Annotated in this window: 14 protein-coding genes; 9 read left to right on the forward strand and 5 right to left on the reverse strand. The window is 45.6% G+C overall.

Translation table 11 applies throughout. The features are described 5' to 3' along the window. Positions 1-74: 74 nt before the first annotated feature. The 3 genes from AB6E30_RS19685 to rarD all read right to left on the reverse strand — a co-directional run bounded on the left by AB6E30_RS19685 (position 75) and on the right by rarD (position 2,623). Entirely contained in the window at positions 75-737 is a 663-nt protein-coding gene (locus AB6E30_RS19685; protein WP_017061328.1) for a LysE family translocator, read from the reverse strand. A 96-nt stretch (positions 738-833) separates the two neighbouring features. Beyond that, entirely contained in the window at positions 834-1,628 is a 795-nt protein-coding gene (locus tag AB6E30_RS19690) for an AraC family transcriptional regulator (protein ID WP_372104963.1), read from the reverse strand. Positions 1,629-1,714: 86 nt separating this feature from the next. After that, positions 1,715-2,623, reverse strand: a complete 909-nt coding sequence (gene rarD, locus AB6E30_RS19695) for an EamA family transporter RarD (RefSeq protein WP_017061330.1) — start codon at positions 2,621-2,623, stop codon at positions 1,715-1,717. Between the two features lie 179 nt (positions 2,624-2,802). Here rarD and recQ point away from each other — a divergent pair, with 179 nt between their 5' ends. The 3 genes from recQ to AB6E30_RS19710 all read left to right on the forward strand — a co-directional run bounded on the left by recQ (position 2,803) and on the right by AB6E30_RS19710 (position 5,919). Further along, positions 2,803-4,641, forward strand: coding sequence for an ATP-dependent DNA helicase RecQ (gene recQ, locus AB6E30_RS19700; protein ID WP_017065746.1), 1,839 nt, complete (start codon positions 2,803-2,805; stop codon positions 4,639-4,641). Between the two features lie 49 nt (positions 4,642-4,690). Continuing rightward, entirely contained in the window at positions 4,691-5,002 is a 312-nt protein-coding gene (locus AB6E30_RS19705) for a DUF3630 family protein (protein WP_017061332.1), read from the forward strand. Between the two features lie 245 nt (positions 5,003-5,247). Beyond that, positions 5,248-5,919 (forward strand): 7-cyano-7-deazaguanine/7-aminomethyl-7-deazaguanine transporter, encoded by a 672-nt coding sequence (locus AB6E30_RS19710; protein ID WP_017061333.1) that lies wholly within the window; start codon positions 5,248-5,250, stop codon positions 5,917-5,919. A gap of 101 nt (positions 5,920-6,020) precedes the next feature. Here the strand turns inward: AB6E30_RS19710 and gppA are convergent, their stop codons facing one another. After that, positions 6,021-7,514, reverse strand: a complete 1,494-nt coding sequence (gene gppA, locus AB6E30_RS19715; RefSeq protein ID WP_017062980.1) for a guanosine-5'-triphosphate,3'-diphosphate diphosphatase — start codon at positions 7,512-7,514, stop codon at positions 6,021-6,023. 6 nt (positions 7,515-7,520) lie between these two features. After that, on the reverse strand, positions 7,521-8,831 hold the full coding sequence (gene rhlB / locus AB6E30_RS19720; RefSeq protein ID WP_017062979.1) for an ATP-dependent RNA helicase RhlB: 1,311 nt from the start codon (positions 8,829-8,831) through the stop codon (positions 7,521-7,523). 111 nt (positions 8,832-8,942) lie between these two features. Between rhlB and trxA the strand changes: the two genes are divergently transcribed. The 6 genes from trxA (at position 8,943) to fre (ending at position 14,775) form a co-directional block, all read left to right on the forward strand. After that, entirely contained in the window at positions 8,943-9,269 is a 327-nt protein-coding gene (gene trxA, locus AB6E30_RS19725) for a thioredoxin TrxA (RefSeq protein WP_010440700.1), read from the forward strand. 200 nt (positions 9,270-9,469) lie between these two features. Then, entirely contained in the window at positions 9,470-10,729 is a 1,260-nt protein-coding gene (rho, locus tag AB6E30_RS19730; RefSeq protein WP_017062978.1) for a transcription termination factor Rho, read from the forward strand. Positions 10,730-10,839: 110 nt separating this feature from the next. Further along, positions 10,840-11,835: a hypothetical protein gene (locus AB6E30_RS19735; RefSeq protein ID WP_372104965.1), complete on the forward strand. Its 996-nt coding sequence runs from the start codon at positions 10,840-10,842 to the stop codon at positions 11,833-11,835. Positions 11,836-11,933: 98 nt separating this feature from the next. Then, entirely contained in the window at positions 11,934-13,775 is a 1,842-nt protein-coding gene (gene ubiD / locus AB6E30_RS19740) for a 4-hydroxy-3-polyprenylbenzoate decarboxylase (RefSeq protein ID WP_136974956.1), read from the forward strand. Beyond that, a complete protein-coding gene (locus AB6E30_RS19745; RefSeq protein WP_017077769.1) occupies positions 13,772-14,041 on the forward strand; it encodes a 2Fe-2S iron-sulfur cluster-binding protein in 270 nt (89 codons plus the stop codon). Before ubiD ends, AB6E30_RS19745 begins: the two co-directional genes overlap by 4 nt. A 20-nt stretch (positions 14,042-14,061) precedes the next feature. After that, on the forward strand, positions 14,062-14,775 hold the full coding sequence (gene fre, locus AB6E30_RS19750; RefSeq protein WP_065679794.1) for an NAD(P)H-flavin reductase: 714 nt from the start codon (positions 14,062-14,064) through the stop codon (positions 14,773-14,775). Positions 14,776-15,133 lie beyond the last annotated feature (358 nt).

The raw sequence follows: 15,133 nt of genomic DNA on the forward strand, positions 1-15,133 counted from the left end.
ATGCAGAGCTAGATTGGCAGCGGAAAGATTAGATAGCCAGTGCGTTGTTAACGAATTGTAATCTTGATTCGAATTTAAGCGATTAAACCGGACAGCGACTGCCAAAGAATACTCGCGCCAATCAGGCTGAATACCACGCCACATAAGCCATCGATGTATACCGTTGCTTCGCTAAGTTTCTTCTGTAGAGCCTTAGTCGAAAGCATCCACGCCAGTAGTGAAAACCAAAACAGAGACAGACCAAACAAGATAATAAGCGCAAAGCCTTTACCTGATAGAGACATGTCGGCAGGCACTAAGCTCGACATCAAGCTAATAAAGAACACCAAAGCTTTTGGGTTGAGAATATTGGTCGCAAACCCTTTCGAAAATGCCTGACGCTTGTTGGTCAGAATCAGATCTTTGGCATTGACGGTATCGTCGTCATCGTCGTGGTTCTGAATGATTTGCCAGGTTGCTTTAAGTGCACCGTAGCCTAAGTACAGCAAGTAGCTACCGCCAGCCAACTGGATAATGGCAAATAGGGTTGGTTGCTGGTGGACTAGGTAACTGATTCCCGTCAGGCTCAGTAACGAATGCAGTAAGATCCCGCAAGATAAACCAAGCGCAATGTACAAGCCTGTTTGTCTGCCGTGGCGTGTCGCATTTTGCACGACTAACGCAAAGTCTGGGCCCGGGCTCATCAAAGCGATGAAATGGATAGAGGCGAGGGTGATCAGTATGGTGACTTCGTTCATGTCAGTTCTCAATAACGTTGCCGCTATTTTAAATAAGTAATCGTATTGAGCGTAGCTTACCGCGATTTGAAATCGAGCAATTGTAAATTATCAACACTAGTTGATTTGTGAGGGTGGTACGCCGAATGTGGTTTTGAATGCTTTGGAGAAGTGTGCTTGATCATAGAAGCCTACTTGGTACGCGACCTTAGTGCCACAGATCCCAGATTTAATCAGGCGCATGCTCTGTTCCATACGTAAACGGCTCAGCCACGCATAAGGGGTGATGCCCATTCTGTTCTTAAAGTGGCGTTGGAATTGAGTTGTGGTTAAGCCGCACAGCTCAGACAGTTGTTCTAATCGTACGGGCTGATCCAAATTCGCCATCAAATAGTCTTTGAGTGTATCAATCGATTGATTGCCCAGTTTAATGTCGCTCTTCGATCCAAATTTGGCATAACGATCGACAATCGTCGAGAATCCCTCGAATGGTAAGCAATCTTGAGCGAGTTGGCTGATGTTTTGATTGATTAACAGACCGTGTAAGTTACGTAATTGTAAAAACGCAGCCTGATCGGAGAGGATCAACTCAGAAAAGCCTAATGTGTGACCATTTAGCTTGGGATCGGCAAGATCTTGAAACCACTGGGGAGAAACTGCAAACACACTGACTTGATAACCCGAATCGAGTTTGGAGTGCCCATCATGCAGCTCATCTGGTGGCATGATAACAACTTGGCCTGCACCGACATGATGGCTTGTCCCTTTATAGGCGAATTTTTGCTGCCCTTGGGTAATTAAGCCGATGTGAAAGTCCAAATGATAGTGACGCTGAAAGGCAAACTCTTGGTATTGAGCTTGGATCAGGCTGATATCTTCTGTTGGGGTAGAGTAGTAGTGGACTTTATCCATGGTACAAAAAAGCTTGGTCAAATAGTCATCAATTCAACCAAGCTTATCTGCGTATTAAGGAATTGTCTTGTAAAAAACGATCAATATCACTGTTTAGCGCGTTTGTTCTTCTTGTTGTTACGCAGGCCATCAAAGCTGAAAATAACCAGTGCTCCCCATATGAAAGCAAAGGTGATCGCTTTATCTGAGGTAAAGGCTTCGCCGTAGATCAGAACCGCCAGTAAGAACATCAAGCTTGGACCTATGTACTGGAAGAAACCGAGTGTTGATAGCTTCAAGCGAGTTGCAGCGCCAGTAAAACACAGTAATGGAACCGTTGTAATCACACCTGCCGCAACCAGTAACAGGTTGAGTTGCATCGGGTTCATCGATAGGTTTGAGGTCGGGCTATCGGCAATAAACAGTAAGTAGGTTGCGGCGAGAGGCAGCATCACCAGAGTTTCAATGAACAAACCCGTTTGTGCTTCTAAGCTGACTTTCTTACGCAGCAAGCCATAAAAGCCAAAGCTAAAGGCTAGGGCAATGGCGACGATCGGTACTGAGCCGAAGGCAATTAATTGGATTAATACGCCAATCGCAGCCAGAGCCACAGCAAACCATTGCAGCTTACGTAAGCGTTCGCCGAGGAAGAGCATTCCGAGTAATACGTTAATCAGCGGGTTGATGTAATACCCCAAACTGGCGTCGAGCATGTGATTGGAATTCACCGCCCAGATAAAGATCAGCCAATTTGCACCCACCAAAATAGACGTCGCTACCAAATAGAGCATTTTTGGTTTTGAGGTCAGGGTGTCACGGACTTTACGCCAGCTGCGGCCAATGTGTAGTAAGAAAGCGAGTAGGAAAAAAGACCATACTACACGGTGGCTGAGGATCTCTAGCGGGGAAACATCACTTAAAGATTTGAAATATATAGGGGCGATACCCCACATTGTGTAGGCACCGACGGCAAGCAAAACTCCTTGGCGCGTACGTTGTTGTTCTTCCTGTGTCATGCATCTTTCTCTAGCACTGAGTGCTTATTAATAAGATTTATAAGAGAGTTGGTCAGTATAGGAGCGATAACCCTTTTCACCTAACAATTTGCGGTTTAATTCGCCAGCGTTCCCCTCTACAATGTGCGACTTGCTTGCCGAAGATGCTTGCTGATTTCATACCTCGATTAGGAACCACAATGACCGCCACTCTGATTGCTGAGCAAATACCAACTCCCGCGAATGATGCGCAAACCATCTTGCAAGATGTGTTTGGCTATCAAAGCTTTCGCGATGGTCAGCAAGAGGTCATTGATTTGGCCGTTGAAGGCAAAGACAGCTTGGTGATTATGCCAACCGGTGGTGGTAAATCTCTGTGTTACCAAATTCCGGCTTTGGTTCGTGAAGGACTGACTCTGGTTATCTCGCCGCTGATCTCGTTGATGAAAGACCAAGTCGACCAACTGAAGGCCAACGGTGTTGCCGCTGAGTGTATTAACTCTTCAATGCCACGTGACCAATTGCTGAATGTGTTCAATCGTATGAATTCAGGTCAGCTGAAAATGGTGTATGTGTCACCAGAGCGTGTGTTGATGCGTGACTTTATCGAACGTCTTCAAGGCTTACCGCTTTCGATGATTGCGGTGGATGAAGCGCACTGTATCTCTCAATGGGGTCACGACTTCCGCCCTGAATACGCATCATTAGGTCAGCTTAAACAATATTTTCCGCATGTGCCTTACATGGCGCTCACAGCAACCGCTGATGATGCCACGCGTAAAGATATTATCTCGCGTTTGCAACTCCTGGATCCGCACACTTACTTAGGCAGCTTTGATCGCCCTAATATTCGCTACAACTTGGTTGAGAAGCACAAACCCGTGTCACAGGTGGTTCGCTACCTAGAAACACAAAAGGGCAATTGCGGCATCATCTACTGTGGTAGCCGTAAGAAAGTGGAGATGGTGACCGAGAAGCTATGCAATAACGGTATTCGCGCCGCGGGTTATCACGCTGGTATGGACACCGATGAGCGTGCTTACGTTCAAGAAGCCTTCCAACGCGATGATATTCAGATCGTGGTCGCGACTGTTGCCTTCGGTATGGGCATCAACAAACCCAACGTACGCTTTGTGGTGCACTTTGATATCCCACGCAATATCGAGTCTTACTATCAAGAGACTGGCCGTGCAGGTCGTGATGGTTTACCTGCTGAAGCGATGATGCTGTTTGACCCGGCCGATATGGGTTGGCTGCGTCGTATGCTGGATGAGAAAGAAGAAGGCCCGCAAAAACAGGTTGAGATGCACAAGTTGAACGCGATGAGTGCTTTTGCAGAAGCGCAAACCTGTCGTCGTCAGGTTCTGCTTAACTACTTTGGTGAGTATCGTGAGAAGCAATGTGGCAACTGCGATATCTGCCTCGATCCACCCAAGCATTTTGATGCGACTCAAGAAGCGCAAAAGGCGTTGTCTTGTGTGTACCGCGTGAATCAGTCGTTTGGTATGGGCTACGTGGTCGAAGTGATGCGTGGTATGCAGAATATCCGTGTCCGCGATAATGGTCACGATAAGCTGTCTACCTACGGTATTGGCCGCGACCATAGCCACGATTACTGGATCAGTATCTTCCGTCAGCTGATTCATAAAGGTTTGTTGTTCCAAAACATCACTCGTAACTCGACATTACAGCTAACAGAAGAAGCCCGTCCGCTGCTGCGTGGTGAGATGTCTTTGGAGTTGGCTGTACCTCGTTTAGATACCGCGGTGCGTAATGCGAAGTCCGATAAACTGAGCAGTAAGAACTACGATAAGAAGTTGTTTGCGAAGCTGCGAAAGCTGCGTAAGTCGATTGCTGATGAAGATGGCTTGCCACCTTATGTGGTATTCAGTGATGCGACCTTGATTGATATGGCTGAAATACTGCCTACTTCATACGGAGAAATGCTGGCAGTCAACGGTGTCGGTCAACGTAAACTGGATAAGTACGCAGACCCATTCCTAGATCTGATTCAAGAACACATCACCACACACGGCTAGTTTGCGAGAAACGTCTAACTAATAGAAAAAGAATAAGGTTGATAGGGACATGACAACACAAACAGAATTTGGCTTAAGAGAGTATTTAGCTGAGGAAGGGCGTTTATTGATTACGTCTCCAAGTTTTGATTTTGATTCTTATGAAGTGCTAGGTGAAAAGCTGGTGGCGTTGTTGTCAGCGTCAGTTGTTGAAAAGCAATGGGACGCCGATATGCATTCTTGGTTGATTGATTTTGAAGATTGCCGAATGTTCTTAAAGTCCGAACATTACAGTGAATCAATTTGGTTTGAGTCGTTAAACGCTGAAGAAAGCCGAGAAGAGTTTGATTATCTCGCGACGCTTTTCAAGCGCGGTTTTTAACTTTTGGCATCTCTTCTAAAACACAGCTTCTAGAGCTATTCACCAATAAAAGTGAGAATAAACGTTTGCGTTTGTTCTCACCGTTGCAGCCAATATTGATTAATGTATAATCGCCCGCCGCTCAGCAGAGCAATTTTTAGATACATTTTTTAATTCACATTATTGGTAAGAGCTTTCTTGGATTATTCGAAGAAATGACTCGATTTGGGTTCCCTCACCCCCAAACCAAACTAAAAAGGTACAGCATGAGTAACTTTACCCCTGCGCAACAGCGCAAAGCCTTAGCACTATTAGTTTTGTTCCATTTGGTGATTATTGCGTCAAGCAACTATCTGGTTCAGCTACCTTTTACCGTCTTCGGTATGCACACCACTTGGGGTGCTTTCACTTTCCCGTTTATCTTCCTAGCGACCGATCTGACCGTACGCATTTTTGGCGCGCAGCTTGCCCGTAAAATCATTTTCTTAGTGATGCTACCAGCTCTGGCCGTTTCTTATTTCTTGTCAGTGGTGTTCTTTGAAGGTTCATTCCAAGGCTTTAGCCAACTAGGTGAGTTCAACTTGTTTGTTGCACGTATCGCCGCGGCGAGCTTCATGGCTTATTTACTGGGTCAGATCTTGGATGTACATGTTTTTAACCGCCTACGTCAGCTTAAACAGTGGTGGGTAGCCCCAACATGCTCAACGTTATTCGGTAATGCCATTGATACCATCGCATTCTTTGCGATTGCTTTCTACCAAAGCCCAGATCCATTTATGGCCGAGCATTGGACTGAGATTGCCTTAGTCGATTACGGATTCAAACTTATCATCAGCTTAGGCTTGTTCGTGCCTATGTACGGCGTGCTTCTTAACTACATTGTTAGAAAGCTAACCGCAGTGAACCCTGACTTTAAAGCGACAGGCGTGAACGCTTAAGTTTGAGATTTGTAACACAAAGCATTAATGCAGCGATAAGAAAAAGCCCAAGTTAGTCTACTAACTTGGGCTTTTTTAATTTCTAGCGTCAGATACTAATATCAGAGGCATTTAATATTCAATGGCCAGCCAATATCGGTTTGTCTATTCGACTCGATCTCTAGCTCTGCAGCGGTCAGCGGATTGTCAGCTAACCATTGCTTAGAAAGCGTTAGGGTTAGATTGTTGTCATTCGTCGTCAGTTTGAACTCAGGCTCTAGCGCTGGGTTACGACGGTGGGTCAGCAAAATAGCTAAACGCAGAATACGTAAAATACGCTTGCTGCTGGTGCCTGAGATAGCGTGTTGCTCTGGTAATGAGGTTAACTGTTCACGGTAGCGACGAGTTAACTCACCCAAGTAGTGCTTTTGCGCTCGAGTAAAGCCAGGTAGGTCTAAGTTTTGCAGCAGATAAGCGCTGTGCTCACCGCCTTTTTTGAAATCGATGGTTAAACCAATCTCGTGAAGCTTAGCTGCCGTTTGCAATAGCACACCAGCTTGAGGTTCTGAAACCCACGCTTCGGCGCCCGCTTGGTCTAGCAGCGTTTGTGCGACTACAGCAACTTGTTCACCGTAGCTTACGTCCATTTGGTAGCGTGATTGAACACTCTTAATGGTACGCGCTCGGATATCTTCTTGGCGAAGCTCATCAACCATCTCGTAGGCTAGGCCTTCACGGAGTGCGCCGCCTGCGAGTGTCATTGAATCTATTTCAAGCAACTCAAAAATAGCAATAAGAATGGAAAGGCCACTCGGGAACACTAATGCGCGTTCAAGGGTAAGTCCTTCGATTTCTAGCTCTTCCAAGCGCTCAGTAATCATCGCTTGTTTCTGTAGACGCTTAAGTTTGGCATGAGTAATCACTTCATCCATGCCTTGCGCCAACATGATCTCTTGCAGTGCTTGAACGGTACCGCTGGCGCCCACACACACATCCCATCCGATATCAGTGTAGCTATCTAGGATAGGAGCCAACGTCGACTTCGCCGCTTCAATGGCGTTGTTAAAGTTGGTAGCGGTTAATTGGCGGTTTTTAAAGTGGCGCTCAAGCCAAGTAACACAGCCCATCTTTAGGCTGGTTAGTGCTTTCGCTGAGAAGCCTTCACCAATGATCATCTCGGTGCTTGCGCCACCAATATCAACAACCAGTCGGCGGCCGCTGCCACCAGAAGTGTGTGCTACGCCTTTATAGATAGTCGCAGCTTCTTCTTCTCCGGAGATAACATTGATGTCGTAACCAAGGATCTGGTTCGCTTTCTCTAGAAATATATCCACATTGATAGCAGTACGTAGGGTCGCTGTACCGACAATGCGGATATTTTCTTTCGGAATATCTTGAAGTCGCTCTGCAAAGAGACTCAAACAGTCCCAACCGCGCTGCATGGCTTCTGTACTAAGCGCATTATTTTCATCTAAGCCTGCAGCTAAACGCACTTTGCGCTTAATTTTAGCCATGGTTTGTACGCTGCCATCGATATGACGCACAACGAGCATATGAAAACTGTTCGACCCGAGGTCGATTGCAGCGTAAAGCGGGGGTGACACTGTTTGACTCATAAGCGACTAAGCTTCCTTGTTATGACGCGGTTGGCGTGGGCGACGGTTCTGGTTTGGTTTACGGTTCCCGTTGCGTGGGCCATTGTTGTTTGAGCGGCGTTGTTGCGGGTTACGTGTACGTAAGCGCAATGGTGCTGGTAGATCTTCTAGCAGTGCAGAAGCATCGTAGTCAGACACAGGGATCGCGTGCTCAATGTATTCTTCGATTGGTGGCAAGTTGATTGCGTAATCTTCACAAGCAAAGCTGATCGAGTGACCACTTGCACCAGCACGACCTGTACGGCCGATACGGTGAACGTAATCTTCACAGTCATCAGGTAGGTCGAAGTTGAATACGTGTGTTACTTGAGGAATGTGTAGACCACGTGCTGCAACGTCGGTTGCGACAAGCAGGTCAACATCACCTTTAGTGAATTGCTCAAGAATCTTTTCACGTTTCTTCTGAGGAACATCGCCAGTTAGCAGGCCAACACGGTGACCATCTGCAGCTAGGTGACCCCAAACAGACTCACATTTGTGCTTAGTGTTAGCGAAGATGATAGCGCGCTCTGGCCACTCTTCTTCAACTAGAGTCTGCAGCAGTGCCATTTTGTGTTCGTTTGATGGGTAGAACAGCTCTTCCTGAATGCGGTGACCTGTTTTACGCTCTGGCTCAACAACAACATGCTCTGGGTTGTGCATGTGTTCGAACGCTAGCTCTTGTACGCGGTAAGACAATGTCGCAGAGAACAGCATGTTCAGGCGATCTTTTGGCTCAGGCATACGGCGGAACAAGAAGCGGATGTCTTTGATGAAACCAAGATCGAACATGCGATCAGCTTCGTCAAGAACAACAGCTTGAATGTGGTTAAGGTTAAATACCTTCTGCTTGTAGAAATCGATGATGCGGCCAGTCGTACCAATTAAGATATCTGCGCCTTCTTCGATTTTACCTAGTTGCTTGTCGTAGCTTTCGCCACCGTAAGCAAGTGCTGCCTTGATACCTGTGCTTTCAACCAGAGAGTCAGCATCGTTGTAGATCTGAATCGCGAGTTCACGCGTTGGTGCCATAATAATCGCACGTGGCTGGTTAGGCTTACGCCCTTCATGCTCAGATGTTTTTAGCAGGTGGTTAAAAGTAGCAGTAAGAAACGCAAGCGTTTTACCAGTACCCGTTTGGGCCTGGCCTGCAATGTCTTGGCCGGTGAGCAGTACCGGGAGCGCCAAGGCTTGGATAGGGGTACAATAATCGAACCCTTTTTTCTCCAATCCTTCAATGACTTGCGGAAGTAAATCCAAGTCGGCGAACTTTTGCTCTGTGATATGCGTCTTTTTCATTGCTATAGAATATCAGCTTAAGCTTGCAATACGAAAGTAAATACATTCCAATAGGGCATCTATTTACTGGTTATCATCCAACCAGTTCTAAAAAATACATTGGAGTGGAAGATGAGTGATAAGATTTTGCAGCTAACTGATGACGGTTTTGATAACGATGTAATCAATGCTGCAGGCCCTGTTCTTGTTGATTTTTGGGCAGAATGGTGTGGTCCATGTAAAATGATTGCGCCGATTCTTGATGAAATCGCAGACGAGTACGAAGGCAAGCTCACAATCGGTAAATTAAATATCGACCAAAATGCTGGTACTCCACCAAAGTTTGGTATTCGCGGTATTCCAACGCTACTTCTTTTCAAAGATGGCGGCGTAGCAGCGACTAAAGTTGGTGCATTATCTAAAACTCAACTTAAAGAGTTCTTAGACGCTAACCTTTAATCAGGTCAGCATTTGAAAAGAAACCGTGCAGTTAACAAATGCGCGGTTTTGTTTTTTCTAAGCTATGGACTAGTCTTAGTTTTAGTGCTAATTTATCGCACGTTAATTGAACGAATTTCTCTTCTTGGTCGATCCTGTGACCAAATCCTTCTTAACTTAAGAAAACAGATCCTATTTTGACTAAACAAACTTCCACCACTATGAATCTTACTGAACTGAAGAACAGACCAGTGTCTGAGCTTGTTAAACTTAGCGAAAGCTTAGGTCTTGAAAATCAAGCTCGCCTAAGAAAACAAGACATTATCTTCTCCATCCTTAAAGCGCATGCAAAAAGTGGTGAAGACATCTTTGGTGATGGTGTTCTAGAAATTCTTCAAGACGGTTTTGGTTTCCTACGTAGCGCCGACAGTTCATACCTGGCTGGCCCAGATGATATCTACGTATCACCAAGCCAAATTCGTCGTTTTAACCTACGTACAGGTGACTCTATTGGCGGTAAAATCCGTCCACCTAAAGACGGTGAGCGTTACTTTGCACTGCTTAAAGTAAACACGGTTAACTACGACAAGCCAGACAACGCACGTAACAAGATTCTTTTCGAAAACCTTACTCCTCTTCACGCTAACGAACGTATGGTGATGGAAGCGGGTAATGGTGCGACTGAAGATATTACGGCTCGTATTCTTGACCTTGCATCTCCAATTGGTAAAGGTCAGCGTGGTCTGATTGTTGCTCCGCCTAAAGCGGGTAAGACAATGCTTCTGCAAAACATTGCTCAAAGCATTGCACGTAACCATCCTGAGTGTGAACTAATGGTTCTACTTATCGATGAGCGTCCAGAAGAAGTAACAGAAATGCAGCGTCTAGTTAAAGGCGAAGTAGTTGCTTCAACATTCGATGAGCCAGCATCTCGCCACGTACAAGTTGCAGAAATGGTTATCGAGAAAGCGAAGCGCCTTGTTGAACACAAGAAAGATGTAGTTATCCTACTGGATTCTATTACTCGTCTAGCTCGTGCTTACAACACTGTGATTCCTTCATCAGGTAAAGTTCTTACTGGTGGTGTTGATGCGAATGCTCTACATCGTCCAAAGCGTTTCTTCGGTGCGGCACGTAACGTAGAAGAAGGCGGTAGCTTAACGATCATCGCAACAGCACTGGTTGATACTGGTTCTAAGATGGATGAAGTTATCTACGAAGAATTCAAAGGTACAGGTAACATGGAACTGCACCTTAACCGTAAGATTGCTGAAAAACGCGTATTCCCAGCGATTGATTTCAACCGCTCTGGTACTCGTCGTGAAGAGCTTCTTACCAAGAACGATGAACTACAGAAGATGTGGATCCTGCGTAAGATTGTTCACCCAATGGGCGAAATCGACGCAATGGAATTCCTTATCGACAAGCTAGCAATGACGAAAACGAACGATGAGTTCTTTGACGCAATGCGTCGTCAGTAATATTGATTAGCTGATCGTATTTAATAAGCGCTGCCCTCGGGTGGCGCTTTTTATTTGCATTTTGTAGCGCCAGCTTGCAGAATGAGCAAAAGTGTTACAAGGACGTTAAAATGCAACATGGACTGTTGTCATCATTACTCCTGTCTACTTCACTGTTATTTTCACCGGTTGGTATGAGCTATGCCACCGAGATGTCTCCACTTACAGTAGAGTCTTGGCTTGAGAATGATCAAGTAAAACTGAAAACTGCTGAACTACTAGAGCTTGTCGTACGTGACGAAGTCAATTCGCTGCGCTTCGCGCTTGAGCGTCTGACATTTCCCCAACAAGAAGTGGCTCGTTACCAACTCTTGAAGAAGCTCGAACAGCAACAAATTGTCCTCACCCCCAAGATGTCTATCTTCATTGAGCAGCAACTCGCTATCACGCCAACTTACCAAGTTTTAGAGCGTGGAGATGGTTATGAGTTTACGGTACCTGCCTTTAATTACCCTTCGATTGCCAACCGGCTCATCAAACAGTGGCGCCAAGACCAGAAGACGCTGGTGTTTGTGTTAGATGCAGAGAAACAAGAACTCGACCTAAGAGAGTGGTTATCTGGATCTGAGCATCAAGTTCAAACACGAGAAGCATTGTTAATCAGAGAGCTAGACAGTTTGTCTCCTGAAGCGGTTGATTACCTAACTAAGCAACTCACCGCATCTTCTATTGTTAGTTGGTTACCTTCTACTGAGGTGGTGGTTCGATTAGCGCAAGTGAGCGAAGACCCAGAGGTTTATAAAATTCTATGGCGAATGAAGGCCGATTATCATAGCCAAGCTGAGCTAGTTCGCCTTGCTGAAACCAAACAAACGTTCGCGCTTGAACAGGTGATGGCAGCGACTAAAAACCCGCGCTTGAAAGATGAAGCGATTACTTTGCTTACCAAGGTTAACCCATTATCAGAAGAGGTGAAGTTGTTCCTTGTCTCTAGGATGGCGATTGCTGATGAAGCGCCTTTAGTCGCGCGTGAACTCGCCAAACAAGGTCATACGCGATGGTTGCAAGATCTCGTCAATGATAACCCTCAGGTGAAGAGCTCTTTGATCGAGCAAGCATTACCGTAAAGTGGATTTTGCCTCTCAATAACCACACTAAAAAGGGGGATCTCAGCGTCACCCTTTTTGATATACTGAGCGCAGAATAATCAGCATGTAGAAGTCCTATGAGTTTTAAAGATTTACGTGATTTTATCGACCATCTTGAAAGTATTGGTCAGTTGAAACGCATTTCTCACCCAGTCGATCCAGACTACGAAATGACCGAGATTAGCGACCGTACTCTACGTGCTGGTGGCCCGGCTCTTTTGTTTGAAAATCCAGTAGGCTATGACATGCCTGTTTTGACCAACCTATTTGGTACACCCAACCGTGTTGCTATTGGTATGGGGCGTCAGGAAGTCAAAGAACTGCGTGAAGTGGGCAAGTTGCTTGCTTACCTAAAAGAACCTGAGCCACCAAAAGGCTTTAAAGACGCTCTTGATAAACTGCCTGTGTTTAAGCAAGTCTTAAACATGCCGGCTAAACGCCTTCGCAAAGCGGCTTGCCAACAAGTGGTATGGCAAGGCGATGACGTCGACCTAGATAAAATCCCTGTGATGAGCTGTTGGGCTGACGATGTCGCGCCATTGCTAACATGGGGTTTAACGGTTACTCGTGGTCCAAACAAGAAACGCCAAAACTTAGGTATCTATCGTCAGCAGAAGATCGGCAAGAATAAAATCATCATGCGTTGGTTAGCCCACCGTGGTGGAGCACTGGATCTGCGTGATTGGATGGAAACCAACCCAGGTAAACCATTTCCAGTATCTGTTGCGTTCGGTGCAGACCCTGCCACCATTCTTGGTGCGGTTACGCCAGTGCCGGATACTTTATCAGAGTACGCGTTTGCAGGCTTACTACGCGGTAGTAAAACTGAGGTCGTTAAATCAATCAGCAACGACTTAGAAGTTCCTGCAAGTGCAGAAATCGTGATGGAAGGTTACATCGACCCGAATGAATTCGCAGATGAAGGGCCTTACGGAGATCATACTGGTTACTATAACGAGAAAGAAAAGCACCATGTGTTTACTATTACTCATGTAACCATGCGCGAAAACCCTATCTATCACAGCACCTATACTGGTCGCCCACCTGATGAGCCTGCGGTATTGGGTGTTGCGCTTAATGAAGTATTTGTGCCTATTCTTCAAAAGCAGTTCCCAGAGATTGAAGATTTCTATTTACCGCCTGAAGGTTGTTCGTACCGAATGGCAGTAGTGACCATGAAGAAGCAATACCCAGGTCACGCTAAGCGAGTAATGATGGGTGTATGGTCTTTCTTACGCCAATTCATGTACACCAAATTTGTACTGGTGTGTGATGAAGATGTGAATGCACGTGATTGGTCTCAAGTAACCGCAGCGATGTGCGAACATATGGATCCGTCACGCGATAGCCTGATGATAGAGAACACGCCGATCGATTCATTGGATTTTGCCTCACCCGTGGTTGGGTTAGGTTCTAAGATGGGTCTAGATATCACTAAGAAGTGGGACGCAGAGTTAGCGTTATCGCCAGATGTCCAAACAGCACCTGTAAATAGTGAACATATAGAGGGTAGCTTGGCTGAGTTAACCAAGGTTCATCCTGAAATTATTGATGTTCACCTGCAAAACGACAATGCCAGCATGGTTGTGGTGTCTATTGATAAGCAAGCTGCAGGTAATGGTAAGAAAATCATGGAAGCGGTTTGGTCTCAATTTGATGAGAACAAGTTTGTTATCGTGTGTGACGGCGATGTCAACGTGAGTGATTGGAATGACATTATTTGGGCGGTGACCACAAGAATGGATCCGGCCAGAGATACGTTGTTCCTACAGAATGAAACAGGACACTCAAAAATGGGTCTAGATGCGACCAATAAGTGGGAAGGCGAATGCCTGCGTGAGTGGGGTGTTCCAATCACAAAAGATCCTGATGTCGTTAAAAAGATTGATAGCATCTGGGAACAGCTAGGAATTTCATGAGCTACCAAGTAGTCTTATACCCAGAAAACATCAGTTTTACCGTAGAAAAAGGGCAAACGGTCTTGGATGCTGCGCTCAACAGCGATATCTATTTCCCAAACCGTTGCCAAGTCGGCGCATGCGCGATGTGTATGTGCAGAAAATTAGAAGGGCAAGTGAGTTACCATCTTGAACCCATACTCACAGAGAAAGAGCAGCAACAAGGCTGGATTTTTGCTTGCCAAGCATTTGCAGAAAGTAATTTAGTTCTAACCTTTGCCGATTAAGGGTTAGTAAGAGGAAGAACATGACTATTAAATGTAAAGTGAAGTCTATCGAGCCTTTGGCTTGTAATACTTACCAAATCCTACTTCACCCAGAAACACCGGTCGCTTTTAAAGCGGGCCAATATCTGATGGTTGAAATGGGCGAGAAAGATAAGCGTCCATTTTCGATTGCAAGCAGCCCTTGTCGCCATGAAGGCGAGCTTGAGTTACACATTGGTGCAGCTGAGCACAATGCTTACGCATCAGAAGTCGTTGAGGCAATGAAGAAAGCGCAAGCTGAAGATGGCGATATAGCTATTGATGCTCCGCACGGTGATGCGTGGGTTAAAGAAGAAAGCGATCGTCCTCTATTACTAATTGCTGGTGGTACTGGCTTTAGCTACGTGCGCTCTATTCTCGATCACTGCATCGCGCAGAACAGTAAAAAAGAGATTCATCTATACTGGGGTGCAAAAGATGAGTGTCAGCTGTATGCGAAAGAAGAGCTTGCCGACATTGCAGCAAAACACAGCAATGTGCATTTTGTACCAGTAGTAGAAGAAGCACCTGCAATTTGGCACGGTCAAACGGGTAATGTATTAGAAGCAATCACGCAAAGTTTCGAATCATTAGCTGATTTCGATATCTACATTGCGGGTCGTTTCGAAATGGCAGGCGCTGCAAGAGACTTGTTTACTCAGAATAAAGAAGCAAAGCGTGACCATATGTACGCAGATGCTTACGCATTTATCTAAGAATTCTTTTGGGTTTTGAGCGAAAAGAGAGCAGAAATGTTCTCTTTTTTCTGTTTAGGTGAACTATTAGGCAGTTAACCCCTATTTATTCATTTTTTATGAAAAAGTAGTTGCTAAGCTGAGTGGGTTCCCTATAATGCGACACCACTGAGACGGCAGACGCCACAAGGCTTCAGCAACAATCAGTCAGACGGAAAGCGACAAAAAATTAATTTTCAAAAAGTGTTTGACACTGAATGTTAATTCGCTAGAATGGCCGTCCACTTAGAGAGGCTCCTTACTTAAAAGGAACGCTCAACAAGTGAAGCTCTTTAACAATTTAAACCTATCAATCTGTGTGGGCACTCGTTGATGAATA

Source organism: Vibrio sp. 10N.247.311.12 (assembly GCF_041467515.1).
GTDB lineage: Bacteria > Pseudomonadota > Gammaproteobacteria > Enterobacterales > Vibrionaceae > Vibrio > Vibrio crassostreae_C.

Bases quoted from the DNA above. Each gene is read 5' to 3' on its own strand.
- rhlB (WP_017062979.1), bottom strand. From the start codon at position 8,831: ATGAAAAAGACGCATATCACAGAGCAAAAGTTCGCCGACTTGGATTTA.
- rho (WP_017062978.1), top strand. From the start codon at position 9,470: ATGAATCTTACTGAACTGAAGAACAGACCAGTGTCTGAGCTTGTTAAA.
- AB6E30_RS19745 (WP_017077769.1), top strand. From the start codon at position 13,772: ATGAGCTACCAAGTAGTCTTATACCCAGAAAACATCAGTTTTACCGTA.
- AB6E30_RS19705 (WP_017061332.1), top strand. From the start codon at position 4,691: ATGACAACACAAACAGAATTTGGCTTAAGAGAGTATTTAGCTGAGGAA.
- AB6E30_RS19710 (WP_017061333.1), top strand. From the start codon at position 5,248: ATGAGTAACTTTACCCCTGCGCAACAGCGCAAAGCCTTAGCACTATTA.
- recQ (WP_017065746.1), top strand. From the start codon at position 2,803: ATGACCGCCACTCTGATTGCTGAGCAAATACCAACTCCCGCGAATGAT.
- gppA (WP_017062980.1), bottom strand. From the start codon at position 7,514: ATGAGTCAAACAGTGTCACCCCCGCTTTACGCTGCAATCGACCTCGGG.
- rarD (WP_017061330.1), bottom strand. From the start codon at position 2,623: ATGACACAGGAAGAACAACAACGTACGCGCCAAGGAGTTTTGCTTGCC.
- fre (WP_065679794.1), top strand. From the start codon at position 14,062: ATGACTATTAAATGTAAAGTGAAGTCTATCGAGCCTTTGGCTTGTAAT.
- AB6E30_RS19735 (WP_372104965.1), top strand. From the start codon at position 10,840: ATGCAACATGGACTGTTGTCATCATTACTCCTGTCTACTTCACTGTTA.
- trxA (WP_010440700.1), top strand. From the start codon at position 8,943: ATGAGTGATAAGATTTTGCAGCTAACTGATGACGGTTTTGATAACGAT.
- AB6E30_RS19690 (WP_372104963.1), bottom strand. From the start codon at position 1,628: ATGGATAAAGTCCACTACTACTCTACCCCAACAGAAGATATCAGCCTG.
- ubiD (WP_136974956.1), top strand. From the start codon at position 11,934: ATGAGTTTTAAAGATTTACGTGATTTTATCGACCATCTTGAAAGTATT.
- AB6E30_RS19685 (WP_017061328.1), bottom strand. From the start codon at position 737: ATGAACGAAGTCACCATACTGATCACCCTCGCCTCTATCCATTTCATC.